Here is an 18,566-nt window from a genome sequence, read left to right on the forward strand (position 1 = left end):
CGCAGCATAAATGCAAAACATGCGCTGCCTAAAGGGTTCTGCCTAGGGGCACTTTACTCTTTGTTGCTCGATTTTTACTTAGCCCGCTAGGCTAAAAACCTCGCGCCGCAATTAAGTCGCCCCTAGATTGAACAAATTTTAATCCTGAAAGGTCAACAGGCCCTAGAACATTGGAGTGTGAATGTATCTTTTTGAAGGTCTTAAAAAGAAAATCTCAGAATACTTGCCCGCTGCTGATGTAGAGCTGGTTCAAAAATCTTACGTGGTAGCCCGAGAGGCCCATGAAGGACAAACTCGCTCGAGTGGCGAACCTTACATAACGCACCCAGTAGAAGTAACCCAAATTCTTGCAGGCATGCATCTTGACCATGAAACGCTCATGGCCGCGCTAATGCATGATGTAATTGAAGATACTGATTTTAGTCAACAAGATTTAGCCGAGATATTTGGCGAAACTGTTGCAGAGCTAGTTGAAGGTGTGAGTAAGCTCGATAAGCTTAGCTTTAAAGATAAAAAAGAATTCCAAGCTGAAAACTACCGCAAAATGATTATGGCAATGACTCAGGATATTCGAGTCATTTTAATCAAGCTTGCTGATAGAACACACAATATGCGTACTTTAGGCGCATTGCGCCCAGATAAGCGCCGCAGAATAGCGCGTGAAACACTAGAAATTTACGCACCAATTGCAAACCGCTTAGGTATTCACGATATTAAAAATGAACTTGAAGACTTAGGTTTTCAAGCTTTATATCCTATGCGTCATCGCGCACTTAAATCGGAAGTTGCTAAAGCACGCGGTAATCGCAAAGAAGTTATTACTAATATCCAACATGAAATAGAAGCACGTCTTGAAGAATCAGGCATTAAAGCAACAGTGTCAGGCCGTGAAAAACATTTATATAGTATTTATAAAAAAATGCTTAATAAAGAACTGCTATTTAACGAAGTTATGGATATTTACGCGTTTAGAATTGCAGTTGACTCTATGGATACGTGTTATCGTGTATTAGGTGTAGCTCATAGCCTTTATAAACCTATTGAAACACGCTTTAAAGATTATATTGCAGTACCAAAAACAAACGGTTACCAATCGCTTCATACTTCATTAGTTGGTCCTCACGGTATACCTGTTGAAATTCAAATTCGTACTCACGATATGGATCATATGGCCGACAAAGGTGTAGCGGCGCATTGGATGTATAAAAAAGCAGGTGATGGCGCAGGTAATACTTCGCAGCAACGTGCTCGCCAATGGATGCAGAGCTTATTAGAGCTTCAGCAAAGTGCGGGTTCATCATTTGAATTTATTGAAAATGTAAAAACTGAGCTATTCCCAGAAGAAATTTACGTATTTACACCAGATGGGCGCATTGTTGAGCTACCGATGGGCGCTACCGCAGTCGATTTTGCTTATGCCGTGCATACAGATGTAGGCAACACCTGTGTAGGCGCGCGCGTTAATCGCAAGCCGCACCCTTTAAGTAGGCCCTTAGATACAGGGCAAACGATAGAGATAATAACAAGCTCAGGTGCCCACCCTAATGCAACATGGCTAAACTTTATTGTTACTGGTAAAGCGCGTTTGGGCGTTCGTAATTACCTTAGAAGCCAGCATCATGAAGAAGCTATGCTTTTAGGGCGCCGCTTACTTGATTCAGCATTAGGTGAAAACAAACTAGATAGCATTGCTGATGAAAATATAGCGAGAGTACTTGAGGAGCAAGAACTAACAACGCTTCTTGAATTACTTGTAGAAATTGGTTCTGGTAACCTAATGAGCATGTTAATTGCCAAACGCCTATTACAAAATGACAGTGACGACTTAACTGATATTACCAGCCAAGCCAAAGCGACCATTATTGGTACTGAGGGCATGCTAGTTAATTACTCTAAGTGTTGCCGACCTGTACCTGGCGATGCTATTACAGCTCATGTAAGCCAAGGTAAGGGCCTGACCGTTCACCGCCAAGAATGTAAAAACATCCGTGGCTGGGAAAATGAGCGCTCTAAATACTTAGTTGTAAAATGGGACGATAACCCAGAGAAAGAATATATTGCAGCTCTGAGAGTTGAAATTATTAATCATCAGGGGGCTCTGGCTAAATTAACCAATGTTGTTACTACAACCCAAGCCAATATTGTAGAAATTACCACCGATGAAAAAGAAAGTAATTTATACGTGATAGATTTAGGGGTTACCGTTAAAAACCGTATCCACGTTGCTAACATTATGCGCCGCATTCGCGTTATGCCTGATGTACAAAAAGTCTATCGTAAAAAGTAAAATAGGAAACACATGAATAAAGCATTTATCTCTACCGACAAAGCACCTGCTGCCATTGGCACTTACAGCCAAGCAGTTAAAGTAGGCACCGCTGTTTATTTATCTGGTCAAATTCCATTAGTGCCAGAAACGATGGAAATGATTTCAGAAGACTTTAGTGAGCAAACGCATCAGGTATTTAAAAATATCACTGCGGTATGTGAAAAAGCAGGCGGGCAAATTCAAGATTTAGTGAAAATAAATATTTATCTAACTGATTTATCTAACTTCGCTACTGTAAATGAAGTGATGAGCCAATACTTTAAGCAACCTTACCCAGCGAGAGCTGCATTAGGTGTTCGTGCACTACCAAAAGGTGCACAAGTTGAAATAGATGGAATAATGGAACTTCCTTCTACCAATTAAGTATTACAGGCTATAGAGCCTCTCTATAGCCTTTCTTTCCCTCTTAGCACTTCGTTCTCTGTGACTTCTTGACTCATAAGTGAATTTCTAGCAATCTGTGAATCTGTAGTTGTGTTTTACAAAACAAACTTAACTTAAGTAGTAAAAAAGGATTAACTCGTGTTTAAGCTTGCTAACAATGGAAATGTTTTACTTGATGTAAAAGAACATATTCCTCCCAGCGCTGCATTTATTTTAGAGGCTCTCGAAAAGTCAGCTTTTTGCGACTGCAAAATAGATCATGACGCTATTAATGATTTTTTTAAAAACGAAAACACACAACACACTCTGGTTGTAGCAACAAAACACAATGCCACTTTAAATGTAACAATTAGCGACGATAAAATGCTGGCCATTGGCGAGCTAACCCTTGCCCAAGGCGGAAAATTATTAAGTTTAGAAGATGCAAAAAAACAACTCGTTAAAGCAGGAATTGTGCGTGGCTATAAGCAAGCATTTTTAGAGTTGCTACTGCAAAAACAGTTTGAGCATACAGCGGGTTCTGTCGTTAAGGGAGTATTAGCTAAAGGCAGACTACCAAGTGATGGTTTGGCCACTAAACTAATAACAACCGTAGAGACTTTAAAAGACCGTTTAAAAACCCCCAAGCTCAAAGAAGATGGGAGCGTGGATATGCGCGACTTTGGCAAGCTTGCAAGCGTAGAGCCAGGCTCTGTGCTTATTCGCCAACAACCAGCAACCCCTGGTAAAGAAGGCTTCACCGTAATAGGTGACATACTGCCCGCAAAACCCGGAGAAAATAAACAATTAGTGGCAGGCGAAGGCACCGAAATATCAAAACTGAATCCGCTTGAACTAGTCTCTACTATTGCAGGTGTTCCGGTTGAAATTAATAATGGTATGCGTGTCGACGATATTTTTACCATTTCAGATGTAAACGTAAAAAGCGGCCACATTGACTTTCAAGGCAGTGTTATTGTTACCCGCAATATAGACCCTGGAATGAAAGTAACAGCCAAAGGCGATATTACTATATTTGGCACGGTTGAATCAGGAGAGCTTACCGCAGGCGGAAACATCACCGTTAAACAAGGTATTATTGGCCATCAAAAAGCCGACGAACAATCACTGTCTTGTAAGCTTATTGCACGTGGTGATATTCACGTATCCCATTCACAGTATTGCTACCTAGAAGCAAATAATATTTTTATTGATCGCCAAACAAGCCACTGTGTAATGAAAGCTAAACGCTTACTGCAAGTTGGTCAATCCGACTTACCTAAGGGTAAAATATTTGGTGGCGAAATACTTGATGCAACGACCCTCATTGCTGGCGAAATTGGGAATGAATCAGGCGCTAAAATGATTATTAACCTAGCGGCTTCTGGCGCCGAAATAACCGCTGATACTGATAATTGCTTTAAAGACTTAGCTAAAACAGATGCACAGCTAGACACGTTGCAAGCAGCGCTAGAAAAAACTGATTTAGTGAAGGATGCCGAAAAGAAAAAACTATTAATTACTAAAATTGGTGCTACTCAAAAGCATTATTGTGAGCAGGCAGAGCAGTTAGAAAAACGTCTTTCAAACTTAGATCACGACTTACACGATTTACTTAACGACGCTAATTTAGCGGTAAATTCTGTTTTGCATTCAGGTGTAGAGATTCATATTTTTGATAAAGTACTCAAAACAATCCGCAATTACCCTCCGTGCAACGTTAAACTTTTGAATAACAAAATTGAAATAGAGTTCAAAACAAGCTAATAACTGAGTGCTCTATTGAGCACTCAAATTTATTCACATTTAAAGTAAACCGCTTACCTCAGCATGTGTTTGCTGCGGCCATACACCCACTTGTACTTGACCAATATGCTGCTTTTGTAGCAAGAGCATAGCCAAGCGCGACTGCCCTATTCCACCGCCAATTGTTTGCGGAAATTTACTTTGTAGTAGCGCTTTATGCCAATCAAACTCTAAGCGGTCTTCATCTCCAGTAACCCTTAACTGCGCTTTTAAAACTTCAGGACTTACACGTATACCCATTGATGAAATTTCAAAGGCGTCTTCAAGTACTGGATTCCATACTAAAATATCACCATTTAAACCCATGTATTGCTCGCATGTTGGCGTAGACCAATCATCGTAATCTGGGGCTCTTACATCATGGATTTTGCCATCACCAAGCGCGCCACCAATACCAATTAAAAATACAGCACCATATTCTTGTGCAATGGCTTTTTCGCGTTGTTTAGCGCTAAAGTCAGGGTACATTTTACGTAGCTCTTCACTGTGCACAAATTTAATGTCATCCGGTAAAAAAGGCGTCAAACCATAAGACTCACTTACAAAAGCTTCCGTCTCTTTTATCCCTTTATAAATAGATTGAACAGTTTGCTTTAGTGTTGCCAGCGAACGCTCTGTGGTTTCGTTAATTACTTTTTCCCAATCCCATTGATCAACATATACAGAATGAATAGGACTTAATGAATCTTCATCTGGGCGCAAAGCTTTCATTTGAGTGTAAATACCCTCACCAACACCAAAGCCATAAGTTGCTAGTGTTTTACGTTTCCACTTAGCCAATGAATGCACCACTTCGTAGCGGCTATCTGTAATCGCTTTTACATTTACAGCAACTGCGTTTTCATGGCCGCTTAAGTTATCTTGCGTGCCGTCACCTACTTTAGCCAAAATAGGGGCTTGAACCTCAACCAGCCCAAGTTGGGTTTCAAGTTGCTGTGAAAAAAAATGCTTAACTTTACTTATTTGCTGCTGTTGCTGCACATAGTGTGAACTCATAATAATTGGCCTCATTCCCAGTTATTGTTACTTGCTTAATTGATAAAAAGCGCCCTAATGAGCGCCTTTAATGAGGTTAATGTAACGATTTGATGAATTAATTCAATATCCCATAATAAAAATAGCTTTAACATATTAAAACCATCAATTAAGTGGTATAAAAATCATATATTCGATAATTTTATGATAAAAATATAATGGAAAATTATTTAATCGATAATCTCGATAAACAGATACTTCATGCATTAATGGAAAATGCCCGTACTGCGTACGCCGAATTAGCAAAAAGATTTAATGTAAGCGCTGGGACAATTCACGTAAGAATTGAAAAAATGAAGCAAGCAGGAATCATTACAGGCACCCAATTAACGATTAATACTAAACAGCTAGGCTACGATGTGTGTTGCTTTATAGGTATTAATTTAAATAACGCACGTGACTACCCACAAACACTTATAAAGCTAGAAGCATTGGAGGAAGTGGTAGAGGCTTATTACACAACAGGTAACTACAGTATATTTATAAAGGTAATGACAAAGTCCATTGATCACTTACAAGATGTGCTGATTAATAAAATACAGGCAATAGAAGCCATTCAGTCAACAGAAACACTTATTTCTCTACAAAATCCAATTAGCCGTACGGTAATGCCTTAACTGCAAAAATCTCGTATAATTGCCGAAAAAAGAGGATAACCATGCAGCAAACTCGCTATCAAAGAATCGAAGACGTACTTTCGCGCCGTCAAACAGACTTAACCGTGTGTTTAGAAGATGTGCACAAACACCATAACTTATCTGCAATAGTACGAAGTGCTGATGCGGTTGGTTGCCATCACGTACATGCTGTATGGCCTGAGAAGCAAAAATGGCTAACAAACAATACCTCAGGCGGCAGTAAAAACTGGCTAGAGACGCACTTACATAGAAATATTGATGATGCTGTTACTGCAATGCGTGAACGCAATCCAGAAATACAAATATTAGCAACTCACTTATCAGAAGATGCCGTTGACTTTAGAGAAGTAGATTACACCAAGCCAACGGCTATTATTGTTGGACAAGAAAAAACAGGGATATCAGAAAAAGCCCTAGAATATGCCGATCAAAATATTATTATTCCAATGCAAGGCATGGTGCAATCACTAAATGTTTCAGTTGCTGCTGCGCTAATATTGTTTGAAGCACAGCGCCAACGCGAGCTGGCTGGTTTATATAATAGAGATATGTTGAGCGCCGAAGTTAAACATCCACTTTACTTTGAAGGCTGCCACCCTATTATCGCAAGGCAGTGTAAACAAAAAAAATTACCTTATCCTGCACTTGATGAAAACGGCGAAATAGTCGCTGACGAGCAATTTTGGCAAGCTTTAAAACATACTTGATGGACTAAAGCTCTGTAAGTACACTTAACTTATTCACAAATAATAAGATTGATATAATTTGTCTAAACCTAGCTTAAATCAATACCCAATTACAGAGCTCAAAGGGGTCGGCCCAAAAATGGCTGAGCGTTTGTTAAAGCTAGGTATTTTAACTGTGCAAGATATGCTTTTTCATTTGCCACTTCGCTATGAAGATCGCACTCGCTTATACGCGATTAATGAGTTGTCACTGCACAGCCACGTGAGTGTTGAAGCAACAATTGAAACAAGCCAAATCACGTTTGGAAAAAGGCGCATGCTTGTTTGCCAAATCAATGATGGTACTGGCAGGCTAACACTACGATTTTTTAATTTTACCGCCGCACAAAAAAACGCATTTAGCGCTGGTAAAATAATACGTTGTTTTGGTGAAGTGCGCCGTGGCCGTGTTGGCTTTGAAATGAGTCATCCTGAATACAGCATCAGCGATACCTCTAACGAGCAGCCGGTAGCGACAACATTAACGCCCGTTTATTCAACAACCGAAGGCTTAAAGCAACTATCGATTAGAGCTTTAAGCGAGCAAGCTATTGATTTACTAAATAAATACTCAGTAGAAGAACTACTGCCTTCACAGTGGCAGCCATCAAATATGCCGCTAAGTGACGCACTATTATTACTGCACCGCCCACCAAATGATGTTGATGTAACTGCATTAGAGCAAGGTACTCACCCTGCTCAACAGCGCCTTGTATTTGAGGAGTTACTTGCTCAAAACCTCAGCTTATTAAAAGTACGAGAGCAAGGGCAACAAGTTAAAGCCGTGGCATTAAATCCGGTAAACACATTAGAAAGCCAATTTTTAGAGCAACTTCCTTTTGCACCCACAAATGCGCAAAGCCGCGTAGTTGCTGAGATTAAAGGTGACATGCAACACGCGTATCCCATGATGCGTTTAGTACAAGGCGATGTAGGCTCTGGTAAAACCCTAGTAGCAGCACTTAGTGCACTAACAGCCATTGCGCAGGGCTTTCAAGTCGCTTTAATGGCTCCTACTGAAATTTTATCAGAGCAACATGGTGTTAATTTTACAACGTGGTTTAATCAACTAGGTATAACAGTTGCTTGGCTTGGCGGTAAAACAAAAGGCAAAGAGCGCGTAGCAACACTTGAAAAAATAGCCTCTGGTGAAGCGCAAATGATTGTAGGTACTCACGCCTTATTTCAAGATGAAGTTAAGTTTAATAACTTAGTGCTTATAGTTATTGATGAACAACACCGCTTTGGTGTCCACCAGCGTTTATCACTACGCGAAAAGGGTAAGTTTGGTGATTGTTACCCTCATCAACTAGTCATGACCGCAACACCCATTCCACGCACACTCGCCATGACCGCCTATGCCGACTTAGAAACCTCTGTGATTGATGAGCTGCCACCTGGGCGTACGCCAATCACAACAGTAGCACTTCCTGATACTCGCAGAGACGATATTATTGCCCGCGTTAAATTAGCGTGTAACGAGCAAGGCCGCCAAGTTTATTGGGTGTGTACACTTATTGATGAATCTGAAGTACTGCAATGCCAAGCCGCCGAAGACAGTGCACTGCAGTTAAAAGAAGCATTACCAGAGCTAAACGTAGGCTTAGTACATGGGCGAATGAAATCAGCTGAAAAACAAGCCATTATGAGCGAGTTTAAAGCAGGTAATATACACGTATTAGTAGCCACTACGGTTATTGAAGTTGGTGTAGATGTCCCTAATGCGAGCTTAATCATTATAGAAAACCCCGAGCGCTTAGGCTTAGCACAGCTGCATCAGTTACGTGGGCGGGTTGGCCGTGGCGCTACTGCATCGCATTGCGTGCTTTTATACCACGCACCACTGTCTCATACTGCTCAAAAGCGATTAGGTGTACTACGCGATAGTAACGATGGCTTTGTGATAGCAGAGCGCGATTTAGAAATTCGTGGCCCTGGTGAAGTACTCGGTACAAAACAAACAGGGTTAGCCGAGTTTAAAATTGCCGATCTTACCCGCGATAAGCACATACTTAATCAAGTAAGACCGATTGCACAGCAAATGCTTAAGCAACACCCAGAGGCTGTTGACCCACTAATTCAACGTTGGTTGGGTAACAAGCAAAATTACGCGCAAGCGTAACCACTCTATTTTCTATACTTTTGAGTTTACTAAGTTAATTTACTAAATTAGCTTACTAAGGATATAAAAAAGTCAGCTCTAAACAATATAGAGCTGACTCCTGATATCTCAATAGAGCAGCATAAAAGCGATTTTCGCCCTTTACTGCTCTTAGTTAAATTTACGCTTTGTTAAGCTCAAATATAAGCGATGTTTGCGGGAATGAGATTGGCATTTGTAAACCAAACTGCATTAACGCTTCACCGGTAAATGTTTGACCATTTACCGCAGCAATAGAAGATGGGCGATACTCTTCAAATTTAACCGGCCACACTAAATTAAGTGTGTACTGCGCATCGGCATCTAGGCCAACAAAACGAAGCTTATTAGGCGCTGTACGCGGTGTTTCGCGAACGCTGTTATAGGCAAATAACGCTTTTGTTTTTTGCGCATCGATTAAACCAAAGTTAATTGATAAATCGTCGCTATCTAGGCGGTATAAATCGGCGCTATGAATAAACTCACGATGCTCTTTGTGAAGTGCTATTGCCGCTTTAAGTGCATTGAATTCGTGATTAGTCAGCTCACGTGGGTCCATTTCAATGCCCATGTGGCCAAACATTGATACCGCAGCACGCATTTCAATGCTCACATTACGCCCTGTGATATGGCAATCGCGTGGGCCTACATGTGCACCCATTACCGACGATGGAAAGAAGAACGAACATCCACGCTGTATTTCAAGGCGATCAAGCGCATCGTTTGAATCTGACGTCCATACACGGTCTGTGTGTGCAAGTACGCCGTAATCTACACGTGCACCACCTGACGAACAACTTTCTATTTCAAGCCCTGGGTGCGCCGCTTTAATACGGTCAATTAAACGATAAAGTGCTAATGTTTGCTGGTGCACTGCTGGCTTACCATCAAAATTACCCGCATGGTTAATATCGCGGTTCATATCCCATTTAATGTACTTAATAGTTGGGTATTCAACTAAAATATCGTCAATCGCTTTGTATAGGTACTCAACAACCTCAGAGCGCGTTAAATCAAGTACGAGCTGATTTCTAAAGCTTAACTGCTCGTTATTTTCTGAGCTTAAAACCCAATCTGGATGCGCGCGGTATAAATCGCTATCAGGGTTGACCATTTCTGGTTCAAACCAAATACCAAACTCCATACCTAAGCTATTAACATGATCAATGACTGGCGATAAGCCATCGGGGTAAATTTTATAATCTACAGTCCAATCACCTAAGCCTGCATTGTCGCCACGGCGGCCTTTAAACCAGCCATCATCAAGTACAAAACGCTCAATACCTAACGGCGCTACTTTGTCGGCTAGTTGCTTAAGCGTGTCTACGTCGTGATCAAAGTAAATACCTTCCCACGTGTTGTAATGCACAGGGCGCGCTTTTTCACGTTGCGCTTGGCTAAGTAAATTAGCTTTAACAAAACGATGGAAATTACGAGAAAGCGCGCTAAAACCTTCACTTGAAAACGAGCCATAAATGCTCGGGCTTTGATACGTTTGACCTTTAGCAAGCGTAAGCTCACCAGGAAGTAATAGCTCACCCATTTGTACATAACGACGACCTTCAGCTAGAAGCTCTGCGCGTAGTTTATTGTTGCCGCTCCAACCTAAATGAAAGCCGTAACATTCGCCGTGTTGCTCGCCTGCATTTTCGTTATGCACTAATAAACCAGGAAACACATCGTGTGATGTTTTGCCTTTACGGTTTTCACGTACAAAGCTTCCAAGCACTAAATCAACCGATTGACGCTGGAATTCGTTTGACCAACGACCTTCAAAGCTCACTATTTTGCTTACGCTATCTGGCAATTGAAATGTTGGCGCAGCGCAAAAATTAACGCTCAGTGGTGAGTCACCTAAATTAGTTAATACAGTATGTGCACTTAGTACGTCACTGTTGTTGTCAAGCGTAATGCTGTGCACGACTTCAATACCACGAAGCTTATCTACACTTACAAACTCAACAGTCGCACTTGAAGGCTGACGCACTTCTTGAAGCTCTGGCCCAACTGACCATGCGATTGAGTCATTTACTAGCTCAAGCCCTGGCGCGCCAGTAAAGCCTTCGCCTAATAAAGGAGATAGAGAAATAGGCGCTTCTTCAACCACGGCACATTTTACTTCTTGACGGGTAGCAAGCTGAGTAAGCATTGTTTCTGTTGTTTGCTCAGATAGGCGCTTACCAAAGTACAGTAACGCCGGTGTTTTGCTCTGGCAGTCGAAAATAACGGTGCTGTTTACACTGTCTAATCGATAAAATGATTTAGTGTCGGCCATGATTTTCCTATCCTCTTGTTCATTGTGTGAGTTATAAATATAACGAAAATTAGTAAGCTACACTATTTACTAAATGTATCTCTTTGCTTGAGCCACAATCTATCAGATGGTGACACTCAATAATAATAGTATATATCATACAAATTAGGTTTTGATAGTCTTTACATCGCAAATAGTCAGATAAACTCACTGGAAGTACCACTGTAATAAAAGGTATTAAACTAACCTTTACTTTAAAGCTCTGTTATTGCTTTTAATATATATAAAAAATCGGCCAGAGTTGCCCCATGACCGATTTTGTCAGCTTAAACTATTTACAATCTATTTTTGTACTTGTACTTGTCCTGCGTCATCAAGTGCCGGTGTTTTACCTGCCCACTGCGCATTCAAACCAAATACCACTTTATTTACTATCAATGCAAAAGCTACACATACAATCAGTGTAATTGGCATTAAGTGAATGTAATGAATGTCAGTATGTAGTGGTGAGTTTGCAAACGTAAGCATGCCGTACATTACAACACCTAAAATTACTGCTGCAATACCTGCACGTGCATCAACATTTTTAAATAATAAGCCCACTACAAAAATTGAGAATATAGGCATACTTAATAAGCCGTTTAATTGCTGTAGTAAGTTAATAATACTGTCGGCTTGCTGGTAAATTGGTACAAGTACCAGTGTTAAGCTTGTTAGTAGCAATGTTACGTAACCACTTAGCTTTACAACACTTGGCTCTTTATTAAAGTAAGCTTCGTGAATGTCACACACATATAGTGCTGTAGCTGAATTTAATAAGCTGTTGTAAGTAGACAGCACTGCCGCTGCCATTGCCGCTGCAAACACACCGGTTAACCATGCTGGCATTACATCACCTACAATTCGACCATAAGCAGCGTCGCCAATATCGCCGTAAAGTTTAAACGAAATAATACCCGGTAATACCACAATGGCAGGGACGATTAAAAAACGAATTCCCGCTGCGGCAAATATCCCTTTTTGTGCTTCTTTAACATTAGGAGCAGCCATGGCTCGTTGTGTAATTGTTTGATTAGTACCCCAGTAATACATTTGAATAAAGATCATACCGGTTAAAAGTGTTGGCCATGGAATAGGTGAATCAGCATCGCCGATGAGTGTTAAGCGCTCCTCTGGAATGCCCGTAAAGTCGTAGTCAATGGCATTTAATGCTAAAAATACCACTAAAACCGCCATACCCAGTACCAGTAAGCCGTTGTAAGTATCAGACACTGCAACTGCACGTAGACCACCAAAAAACGCATAAATAGCACCTACAATGGCAAATGCGGTGGCAATATACATTAGCGGAATATCAACCTTAAACATGGTTTGCATAAACAGCGCACCTGAGTAAATTACCGCTGGCATGTAAATAAGTGCATTACCTAAAAAGAATAATCCCCCAATAACAGCGCGAATATGTTTATTGTTATAGCGCTTTTCTAAAAGCTCTGTGGTGGTAGTACAATTGTATTTGTAATAAACAGGAATGAAGACCTTAGCTAAAATAATTAAGCCAATAATCGCCGCAAGCTCCCACCAAACAAGCAAAGCCATTTGGTTACCATTCATACCTACTAGTTGGTCGGTGCTTAAGTTAGTAAGTGTTATTGAACCTGCAACAAACATCCAAGTAAGGCCACCACCTGCTAAAAAATACTCTTTGGTTTGGCTTTGTCCGTTATTACGATTTTGGCCTCGGCATTTCCAATAAGTAAGGCCACCAATTAAAGCGGTGACAAAAACAAAAACCACCAGCTGTAAAATGTTATCTGACATGTGTGTGTCTCCTACGCGTTACGCGCAATGTCTGTGTAATAAAAAAGTGCACGCTACAGCGCGTGCGCATCTCGACTTAGTTCTAACTTAATTTGCTTTAAAGGCATAAGTTCGGGACGTTGGTTGTGCAGCTTTACCAATGCATTTAACTGAAACAGTGAAATAAGCATACTGTTAAGCACACTTAGGTAACCTTGCTTGTGTAAGTTTGCAACGGTATCGCTATCTAAAGTTTGCAGTTTGTCTTCATCAACTGTGCTCAAACCTTGAATAGTTTGGGTTTCGCCTTGTTCAAACTGCAATATAATATCTATGTTTTTAATAAGCCCTAAGCGCGCTACTTCCTGGGTAAATTGATACGTTTGATAATCATTTTTTAAATCGCTTTCAAGTAGCTTTTGCTGTGAATTTAAAAATAAGCTTGGGTTACCTTTAGCATCAAATAGTGCCTCGCCTTGCTGCGTATTTACGGCTGAGCTTTGATCATCAATCGCAATAAAGTAGTCGCTGCTATTTGCTTCACGGGTCATTAAATAAAGAGGGTGAGTTTGTATACATACCGGTGTGTAAAGCGCCTGCCACTGGTTGTTATTAACCAATAAACTTTGCCCAGCACTAAAGCTTGTTAAACCCGATACGGTATAACTGCCGTTTTGCGCATTTCGCGCTAAAAATATAGGTAAGTCGCATGCAGCTTTTGCCACTTCGTTAGCTCTTAAATTAACTAAATGCTGCGTTTTTGCATATTCAACACCTGCATTAGGGTTAATTTTTAATGTTTGGTGTTTGGTGTTTACTAGTTCACTAATAGCCATAGTTACACATCCTTAAACTGGTTTAGCCGCTAACCACTGCTCAATATAAGCGCGGTGTGGCGGCAAAGTTTGCAACATCTGCTGTGTAAGCTGGCTGTTACGTTCAATTATTTGTTTGGCTTGCGCGTCTTGTGAATACAAATAAGCCTGTTTAGTAAAGTCTGGTTTGAAGCCCATACCATATAAAACGTACTGGTAGCTGGCGGCTGGGAATAACTCTAATGCGCCATGAAAATCTTGAATAAGCGGGCCACGGCTTCCCCAAAGAAGTAAATCTTCTTGCAGGGTTTGTGGAATAGTATTGGGCTGCACATGTGCTTGCCAGTAAGGTTCTGGGCGCTTGGTTAGCATGTAATGCAGCTTTAAAAAGTCGATAATGCGCTGCCAGCGGTAGTCCATTTGCTCGTTAAAGCGTTTAGCTACAATAGGCATTACTTGTGTATCTGCTGGCATATGCTCTGCTACAAAGCGTGCTGAAATTTCAACAAGCATAATAGCGGTTGCTTCAAGCGGCTCTACAAACCCTGCTGACATACCCACTGCAACACAGTTTTTATGCCAAAACTTCTCATGGTAGCCCGACTCAAAGCTAATTTTACGGGCAGTTAAACCGTTTGCTGCATCGCCTAAATAGTTTCGTAAGTTTTGCTCTGCTTCATCGTCTGATAAAAATTTGCTTGAATATACATGCCCTACACCACGACGATGCGTTAAACCTATATCCCAAATCCATCCAGCGTTTTGAGCTGTTGCTATGGTATGGCTGGCTAAGGAGTCATCGTTTTCATCGTAAGGAACTTGCATCGCCAGTGCGCTGTCGTTAAATAGCACGTGGTCCATTTTTTTAAACGGTACGTTGAGCGCTTGGCCTAATAACAATGATGAAAAACCAGTACAGTCTATAAATAAATCGGCGCTTATAATGCGGGTTTGATCTTTTAGAGTAAGCTCATTTATTGCACCATCGTCATCAAGTTTTACCTGATCAACAGTACCAATAATATGCTCTACGCCAAGCTTACTTTTACAATGCTGTTTAAGCATTTCTGCAAAAGCGCCGGCATCTAAGTGATAAGCGTAATTACAATTACCTTGATATTCACCCTGCGCTATACCTCTTGGGGCTAAGCTTGCTTCGCAAATATCATGTTGAAAATTAGTTTGCTGTGCAAAGTCTTCAACATTATCTAAATAAGGAGCTAAATCTATGCGGCCGTAGCCTAGCGGTACAGTAAATGGATGGTAGTAAAAGTCGTTGTTGCCGTGCGTCCAATTTACAAATTTACCACCTTGCTTAAAGGTAGCGTTACAGGCTTTAAATACATCAACTTCACGCAAACCTATTTGCTGAAGTGTGTTTTTCATAGTGGGCCAGGTACCTTCACCTACACCAATTGTTGGAATATCTGACGATTCAACCAACATCACTTTTAAGCCATCACCATTTTTACCTTGGTGATACGAAGCTATAATTGCAGCGCTCAACCATCCTGCTGTGCCGCCACCAATTACTGCGATTGTTTTTATTGTTTTATTCATAATGGACTACTCTTTGAGTATCTTTGATAACGTTTTATACAACAAATGCCCGGTAGGGCATTTGGATTTAATGTGGCTTCATTTTAGCCAATTAGGTTAACTAATATACATTACTGTTAAATTAACCTAATTGGTATTAGCACTAATGTACTGCAATGAAACAAGAGGCGAGAAGTTCGCCTCAAACATTAATTAAAACGATCCGCGAATACCAAACGCGTAACGTGAGCCATTATCTTCCACTGAATAAATTTGGTTAGCAAAACGACCTGTTTGTACTAACTCTTCCTCAGTGATGTTGATGCCTTCTGCAAAAATAGTGAAGTTTTCGTTAATATCGTAGCTTGCACTAATATCCCACTGGCCGTACGTTTCTACGTTCACTGGTTCACCATTGAAGCCGTTATCAACTAAGCGTAAAAAGCCTTCACGGTTGTTAAATGCAACACGTGCTTGCCAGTTGTCTTGCTCATAAAACAATACTAAGTTTTGTGAATCGCCCAAACCTTCAAGTGCAAATGTTTGAGTTGTATCATCACCTACACTAATGTCGCTATTCACAACAGTCGCATTAGCGATAAAACCAAAACCATTTTCAAACATGTGAGTAACACCCACTTCGAAGCCGGTTACGGTTGCAGACTCACCATTTTGAGGACGGCTTACAGTGTAAACTTCTGAGCTACCAATAAGTTCGTCATCTGTTTGGTCTGTACATGTAGTACACGCAAAATCAGGGCCCGAACGGTCAGACATTTCGTATGTTTCTGCACCCGTTAACGTAACAATAAAGTCGTCAACTTCTTTACTAAATACCGCAAAGCTAAATAAGTTAGCATCGTTGTAGTACCACTCGTAAGAGATATCCCAGTTTTCTGATTGGAATGGTTTAAGTGCTGGATTGCCACCACTTGCCGTTAAGTTTTGACGACGTGGTTCGTTAAAGTTTGTCGCAGGAGATAACTGAGACATAGTTGGACGAGTAATACTATCGTACGCGGCAAAACGTAAAATCATATTATCTTGTAGCTCAAGCTTAACGTTGAAAGACGGTAGTAAGTTTGAGTAGCTAGTACCTTGTTCAATATTAGTCGCAGGACCAAATACGTTAGCAAACAATGTCGCATCTGACGTTGGAACTACATCGCTAATAAAGCTTTGTATAGCAGCAACTTCAATATCGGTTTCTGAGTAACGAGCACCCATATTAACGGTTACCGGCATATCAGCTAGGTCAAAACCAAGCGTAAAGTCCATGTATAAGCTAGTGATGTCTTCGTTAATTGTGTAACGGTTATTTTGTAGCGTTGGCTCTACTGGAAAACCTTGATCGGCTAAGTAATCAAGCATTTTATCGCCATCGTAGCTATAAAATGTATCGATTAAACCAGGGAAGTAATTACTCGCTGTGTATGCTTCAAAATCAATTTCATCAAGCGGTGCTTGTGTACCGTAACCACAAAATTGACATTGGCTACCAAAAATTTGGAAGCTAGATTTTTCACGCTCTTGGCGATAAGCACCAAAGTTAATACGCTCTACTGGGCCTTTATCTGGCACGTATTCAAAATCGGCTTTTACTTCAGTGATTTCATCTTCATCAGTAAATTGGTTACCAATTTCATTGTAGTGAAGACGCGCTAGGCTTGGATCTGGCAATGAACCATTTTCAAAACCATCATGCTGTACGGTAGGAATGCTGCCTGTACCGTCAAAAGTATAGCTGTTAATAATACCCACTACGTTAAAACGATCATTACCTGCACGGTCGTTTTCAGCTGTTGAGCGAGATACATCAAATTTTGCTTTTAATGAATCATTTACTTGCCAATCTACGTTAATACCAAATGCTTTGTTGGTTACGTCACGTGAGTTACGCGTGTGTGATACAAAATCACTTGCAGGGTCGCCACTTGGTGCGCCTAAACCAACTTCTTGAGAGAAAGTTAAAAGCGTACCCGTTTCAGCATCAATTGTTGCGCTGCCTACACGGTCTGGTTCGAACCAAGATGCTAAATCACGCACTGACGAATCAACTTCAAATTTTGAAATCATTCCATCAACCGTAATCGTAACATCGTCAGATGGCGCATATTGAAGTACTAAACTTGCGTTTGTACGTTCACGGTCTTGCTCATCAACTACTTGGTCCCAGTTACGTGGTATGTAGGCATTTTCAAACAATACACCATCAGTTGGGTTAGATATTGTTTGGCCACCGCGCCAACCTGCCGTTAAAATTTGGTTGTTTTGAAGTTTACGTTGCTGATTAGTTATGGCAAAAAGCACACCTAGCTTGTCATCGTTAAACGTATTACTTATTAAAAATGATGTTGATGGAGATACTTCTTCAGAAAGGCTTTCGTACATACCTTTAACTGAACCTAAAATATGTAACCCACCAAAATCAAAAGGGCGTGCTGTAGTTACGTTAACCGTACCACCAATGCCGCCTTCTTGAAGCGTTGCTGTATTACTTTTATAAATATCAGCACCGGTGATTTGATCCGCCGCCAATACATCAAAATTAAATTCACGACCTGCACTGTCTGTCGCAATTTGACGACCATTAACAAGTACAGTATTAAATTGTGGACCAAAACCACGAATAGTTACCGCTTGGCCTTCACCACCACTGCGGTCAATTGCCACACCTGTAATACGTTGCAGAGACTCTGCTACGTTTAAATCAGGAAATTTACCAAGATCTTCTGCTTTAATCCCGTCTGTAACAACATTAGATGCTTTTTTATCTAACATTGATGAACGTAAGCTGCTGCGGATACCCGTTACTGCGATAACTTCAACATCTTCATTTACTACTGTAGGCGTATTGCCTTCAGCGCCTTGAGCTGCAACGCTTCCGCTTGCCAATATACCAGTGATAGCAATACTGAGCGCGGTTTTCTTGTTGAACGATAACTTATTGTTAATTATCATTTTTTAAAAACTCCTGATTGTGTGTAGTCGTTGTGTCGTTGTGGTAGTGCGTATAGTTTCAAATACTATTTATATTATAAATACTTTAAACTGGCAAAAAGTGCAACCTTTTCCTTAATTATGGATAGCATTTAATTACCGTATATTTTCTTTTGGTTTTC

Annotated in this window: 12 protein-coding genes; 6 read left to right on the forward strand and 6 right to left on the reverse strand. The window is 40.7% G+C overall.

Annotated features, from left to right (window positions below; translation table 11 throughout):
* The first annotated feature begins 181 nt into the window (after positions 1-181).
* The 3 genes from spoT (at position 182) to QMA08_RS14065 (ending at position 4,459) form a co-directional block, all read left to right on the forward strand.
* Positions 182-2,287: a bifunctional GTP diphosphokinase/guanosine-3',5'-bis pyrophosphate 3'-pyrophosphohydrolase gene (gene spoT, locus QMA08_RS14055; protein ID WP_039488599.1), complete on the forward strand. Its 2,106-nt coding sequence runs from the start codon at positions 182-184 to the stop codon at positions 2,285-2,287.
* 12 nt (positions 2,288-2,299) lie between these two features.
* Positions 2,300-2,692 (forward strand): RidA family protein, encoded by a 393-nt coding sequence (locus QMA08_RS14060; protein ID WP_039488601.1) that lies wholly within the window; start codon positions 2,300-2,302, stop codon positions 2,690-2,692.
* Between the two features lie 159 nt (positions 2,693-2,851).
* Positions 2,852-4,459, forward strand: coding sequence for a FapA family protein (locus QMA08_RS14065; protein ID WP_182692454.1), 1,608 nt, complete (start codon positions 2,852-2,854; stop codon positions 4,457-4,459).
* A 39-nt stretch (positions 4,460-4,498) separates the two neighbouring features.
* Here the strand turns inward: QMA08_RS14065 and asnA are convergent, their stop codons facing one another.
* Complete coding sequence (asnA, locus tag QMA08_RS14070; RefSeq protein WP_290174761.1) at positions 4,499-5,494, reverse strand: aspartate--ammonia ligase; 996 nt, start codon at positions 5,492-5,494, stop codon at positions 4,499-4,501.
* A gap of 197 nt (positions 5,495-5,691) precedes the next feature.
* Between asnA and asnC the strand changes: the two genes are divergently transcribed.
* Genes asnC through recG form a run of 3 tightly spaced genes read left to right on the forward strand, consistent with a single transcriptional unit; the run spans position 5,692 to position 9,018 of the window.
* Positions 5,692-6,150 (forward strand): transcriptional regulator AsnC, encoded by a 459-nt coding sequence (gene asnC / locus QMA08_RS14075; RefSeq protein WP_024595831.1) that lies wholly within the window; start codon positions 5,692-5,694, stop codon positions 6,148-6,150.
* Positions 6,151-6,191: 41 nt separating this feature from the next.
* Positions 6,192-6,878: a tRNA (guanosine(18)-2'-O)-methyltransferase TrmH gene (gene trmH / locus QMA08_RS14080; protein ID WP_007580009.1), complete on the forward strand. Its 687-nt coding sequence runs from the start codon at positions 6,192-6,194 to the stop codon at positions 6,876-6,878.
* A 58-nt stretch (positions 6,879-6,936) separates the two neighbouring features.
* Positions 6,937-9,018, forward strand: a complete 2,082-nt coding sequence (gene recG, locus QMA08_RS14085) for an ATP-dependent DNA helicase RecG (RefSeq protein ID WP_290174762.1) — start codon at positions 6,937-6,939, stop codon at positions 9,016-9,018.
* A 160-nt stretch (positions 9,019-9,178) separates the two neighbouring features.
* On the opposite strand, the gene QMA08_RS14090 is transcribed toward recG, so the two are convergent.
* The 5 genes from QMA08_RS14090 to QMA08_RS14110 all read right to left on the reverse strand — a co-directional run bounded on the left by QMA08_RS14090 (position 9,179) and on the right by QMA08_RS14110 (position 18,405).
* Positions 9,179-11,311 (reverse strand): alpha-galactosidase, encoded by a 2,133-nt coding sequence (locus QMA08_RS14090; RefSeq protein ID WP_290174763.1) that lies wholly within the window; start codon positions 11,309-11,311, stop codon positions 9,179-9,181.
* Between the two features lie 321 nt (positions 11,312-11,632).
* Positions 11,633-13,111, reverse strand: a complete 1,479-nt coding sequence (locus QMA08_RS14095) for an SLC5 family protein (protein WP_002958818.1) — start codon at positions 13,109-13,111, stop codon at positions 11,633-11,635.
* 53 nt (positions 13,112-13,164) lie between these two features.
* Positions 13,165-13,926, reverse strand: coding sequence for a SapC family protein (locus QMA08_RS14100; RefSeq protein ID WP_290174764.1), 762 nt, complete (start codon positions 13,924-13,926; stop codon positions 13,165-13,167).
* A 12-nt stretch (positions 13,927-13,938) separates the two neighbouring features.
* On the reverse strand, positions 13,939-15,465 hold the full coding sequence (locus QMA08_RS14105; protein WP_290174765.1) for a tryptophan halogenase family protein: 1,527 nt from the start codon (positions 15,463-15,465) through the stop codon (positions 13,939-13,941).
* 192 nt (positions 15,466-15,657) lie between these two features.
* A complete protein-coding gene (locus QMA08_RS14110; RefSeq protein WP_138489952.1) occupies positions 15,658-18,405 on the reverse strand; it encodes a TonB-dependent receptor in 2,748 nt (915 codons plus the stop codon).
* Positions 18,406-18,566 lie beyond the last annotated feature (161 nt).

Origin of the sequence: Pseudoalteromonas sp. APC 3355 (assembly GCF_030407615.1) — a bacterium.
Taxonomy (GTDB): domain Bacteria; phylum Pseudomonadota; class Gammaproteobacteria; order Enterobacterales; family Alteromonadaceae; genus Pseudoalteromonas; species Pseudoalteromonas distincta.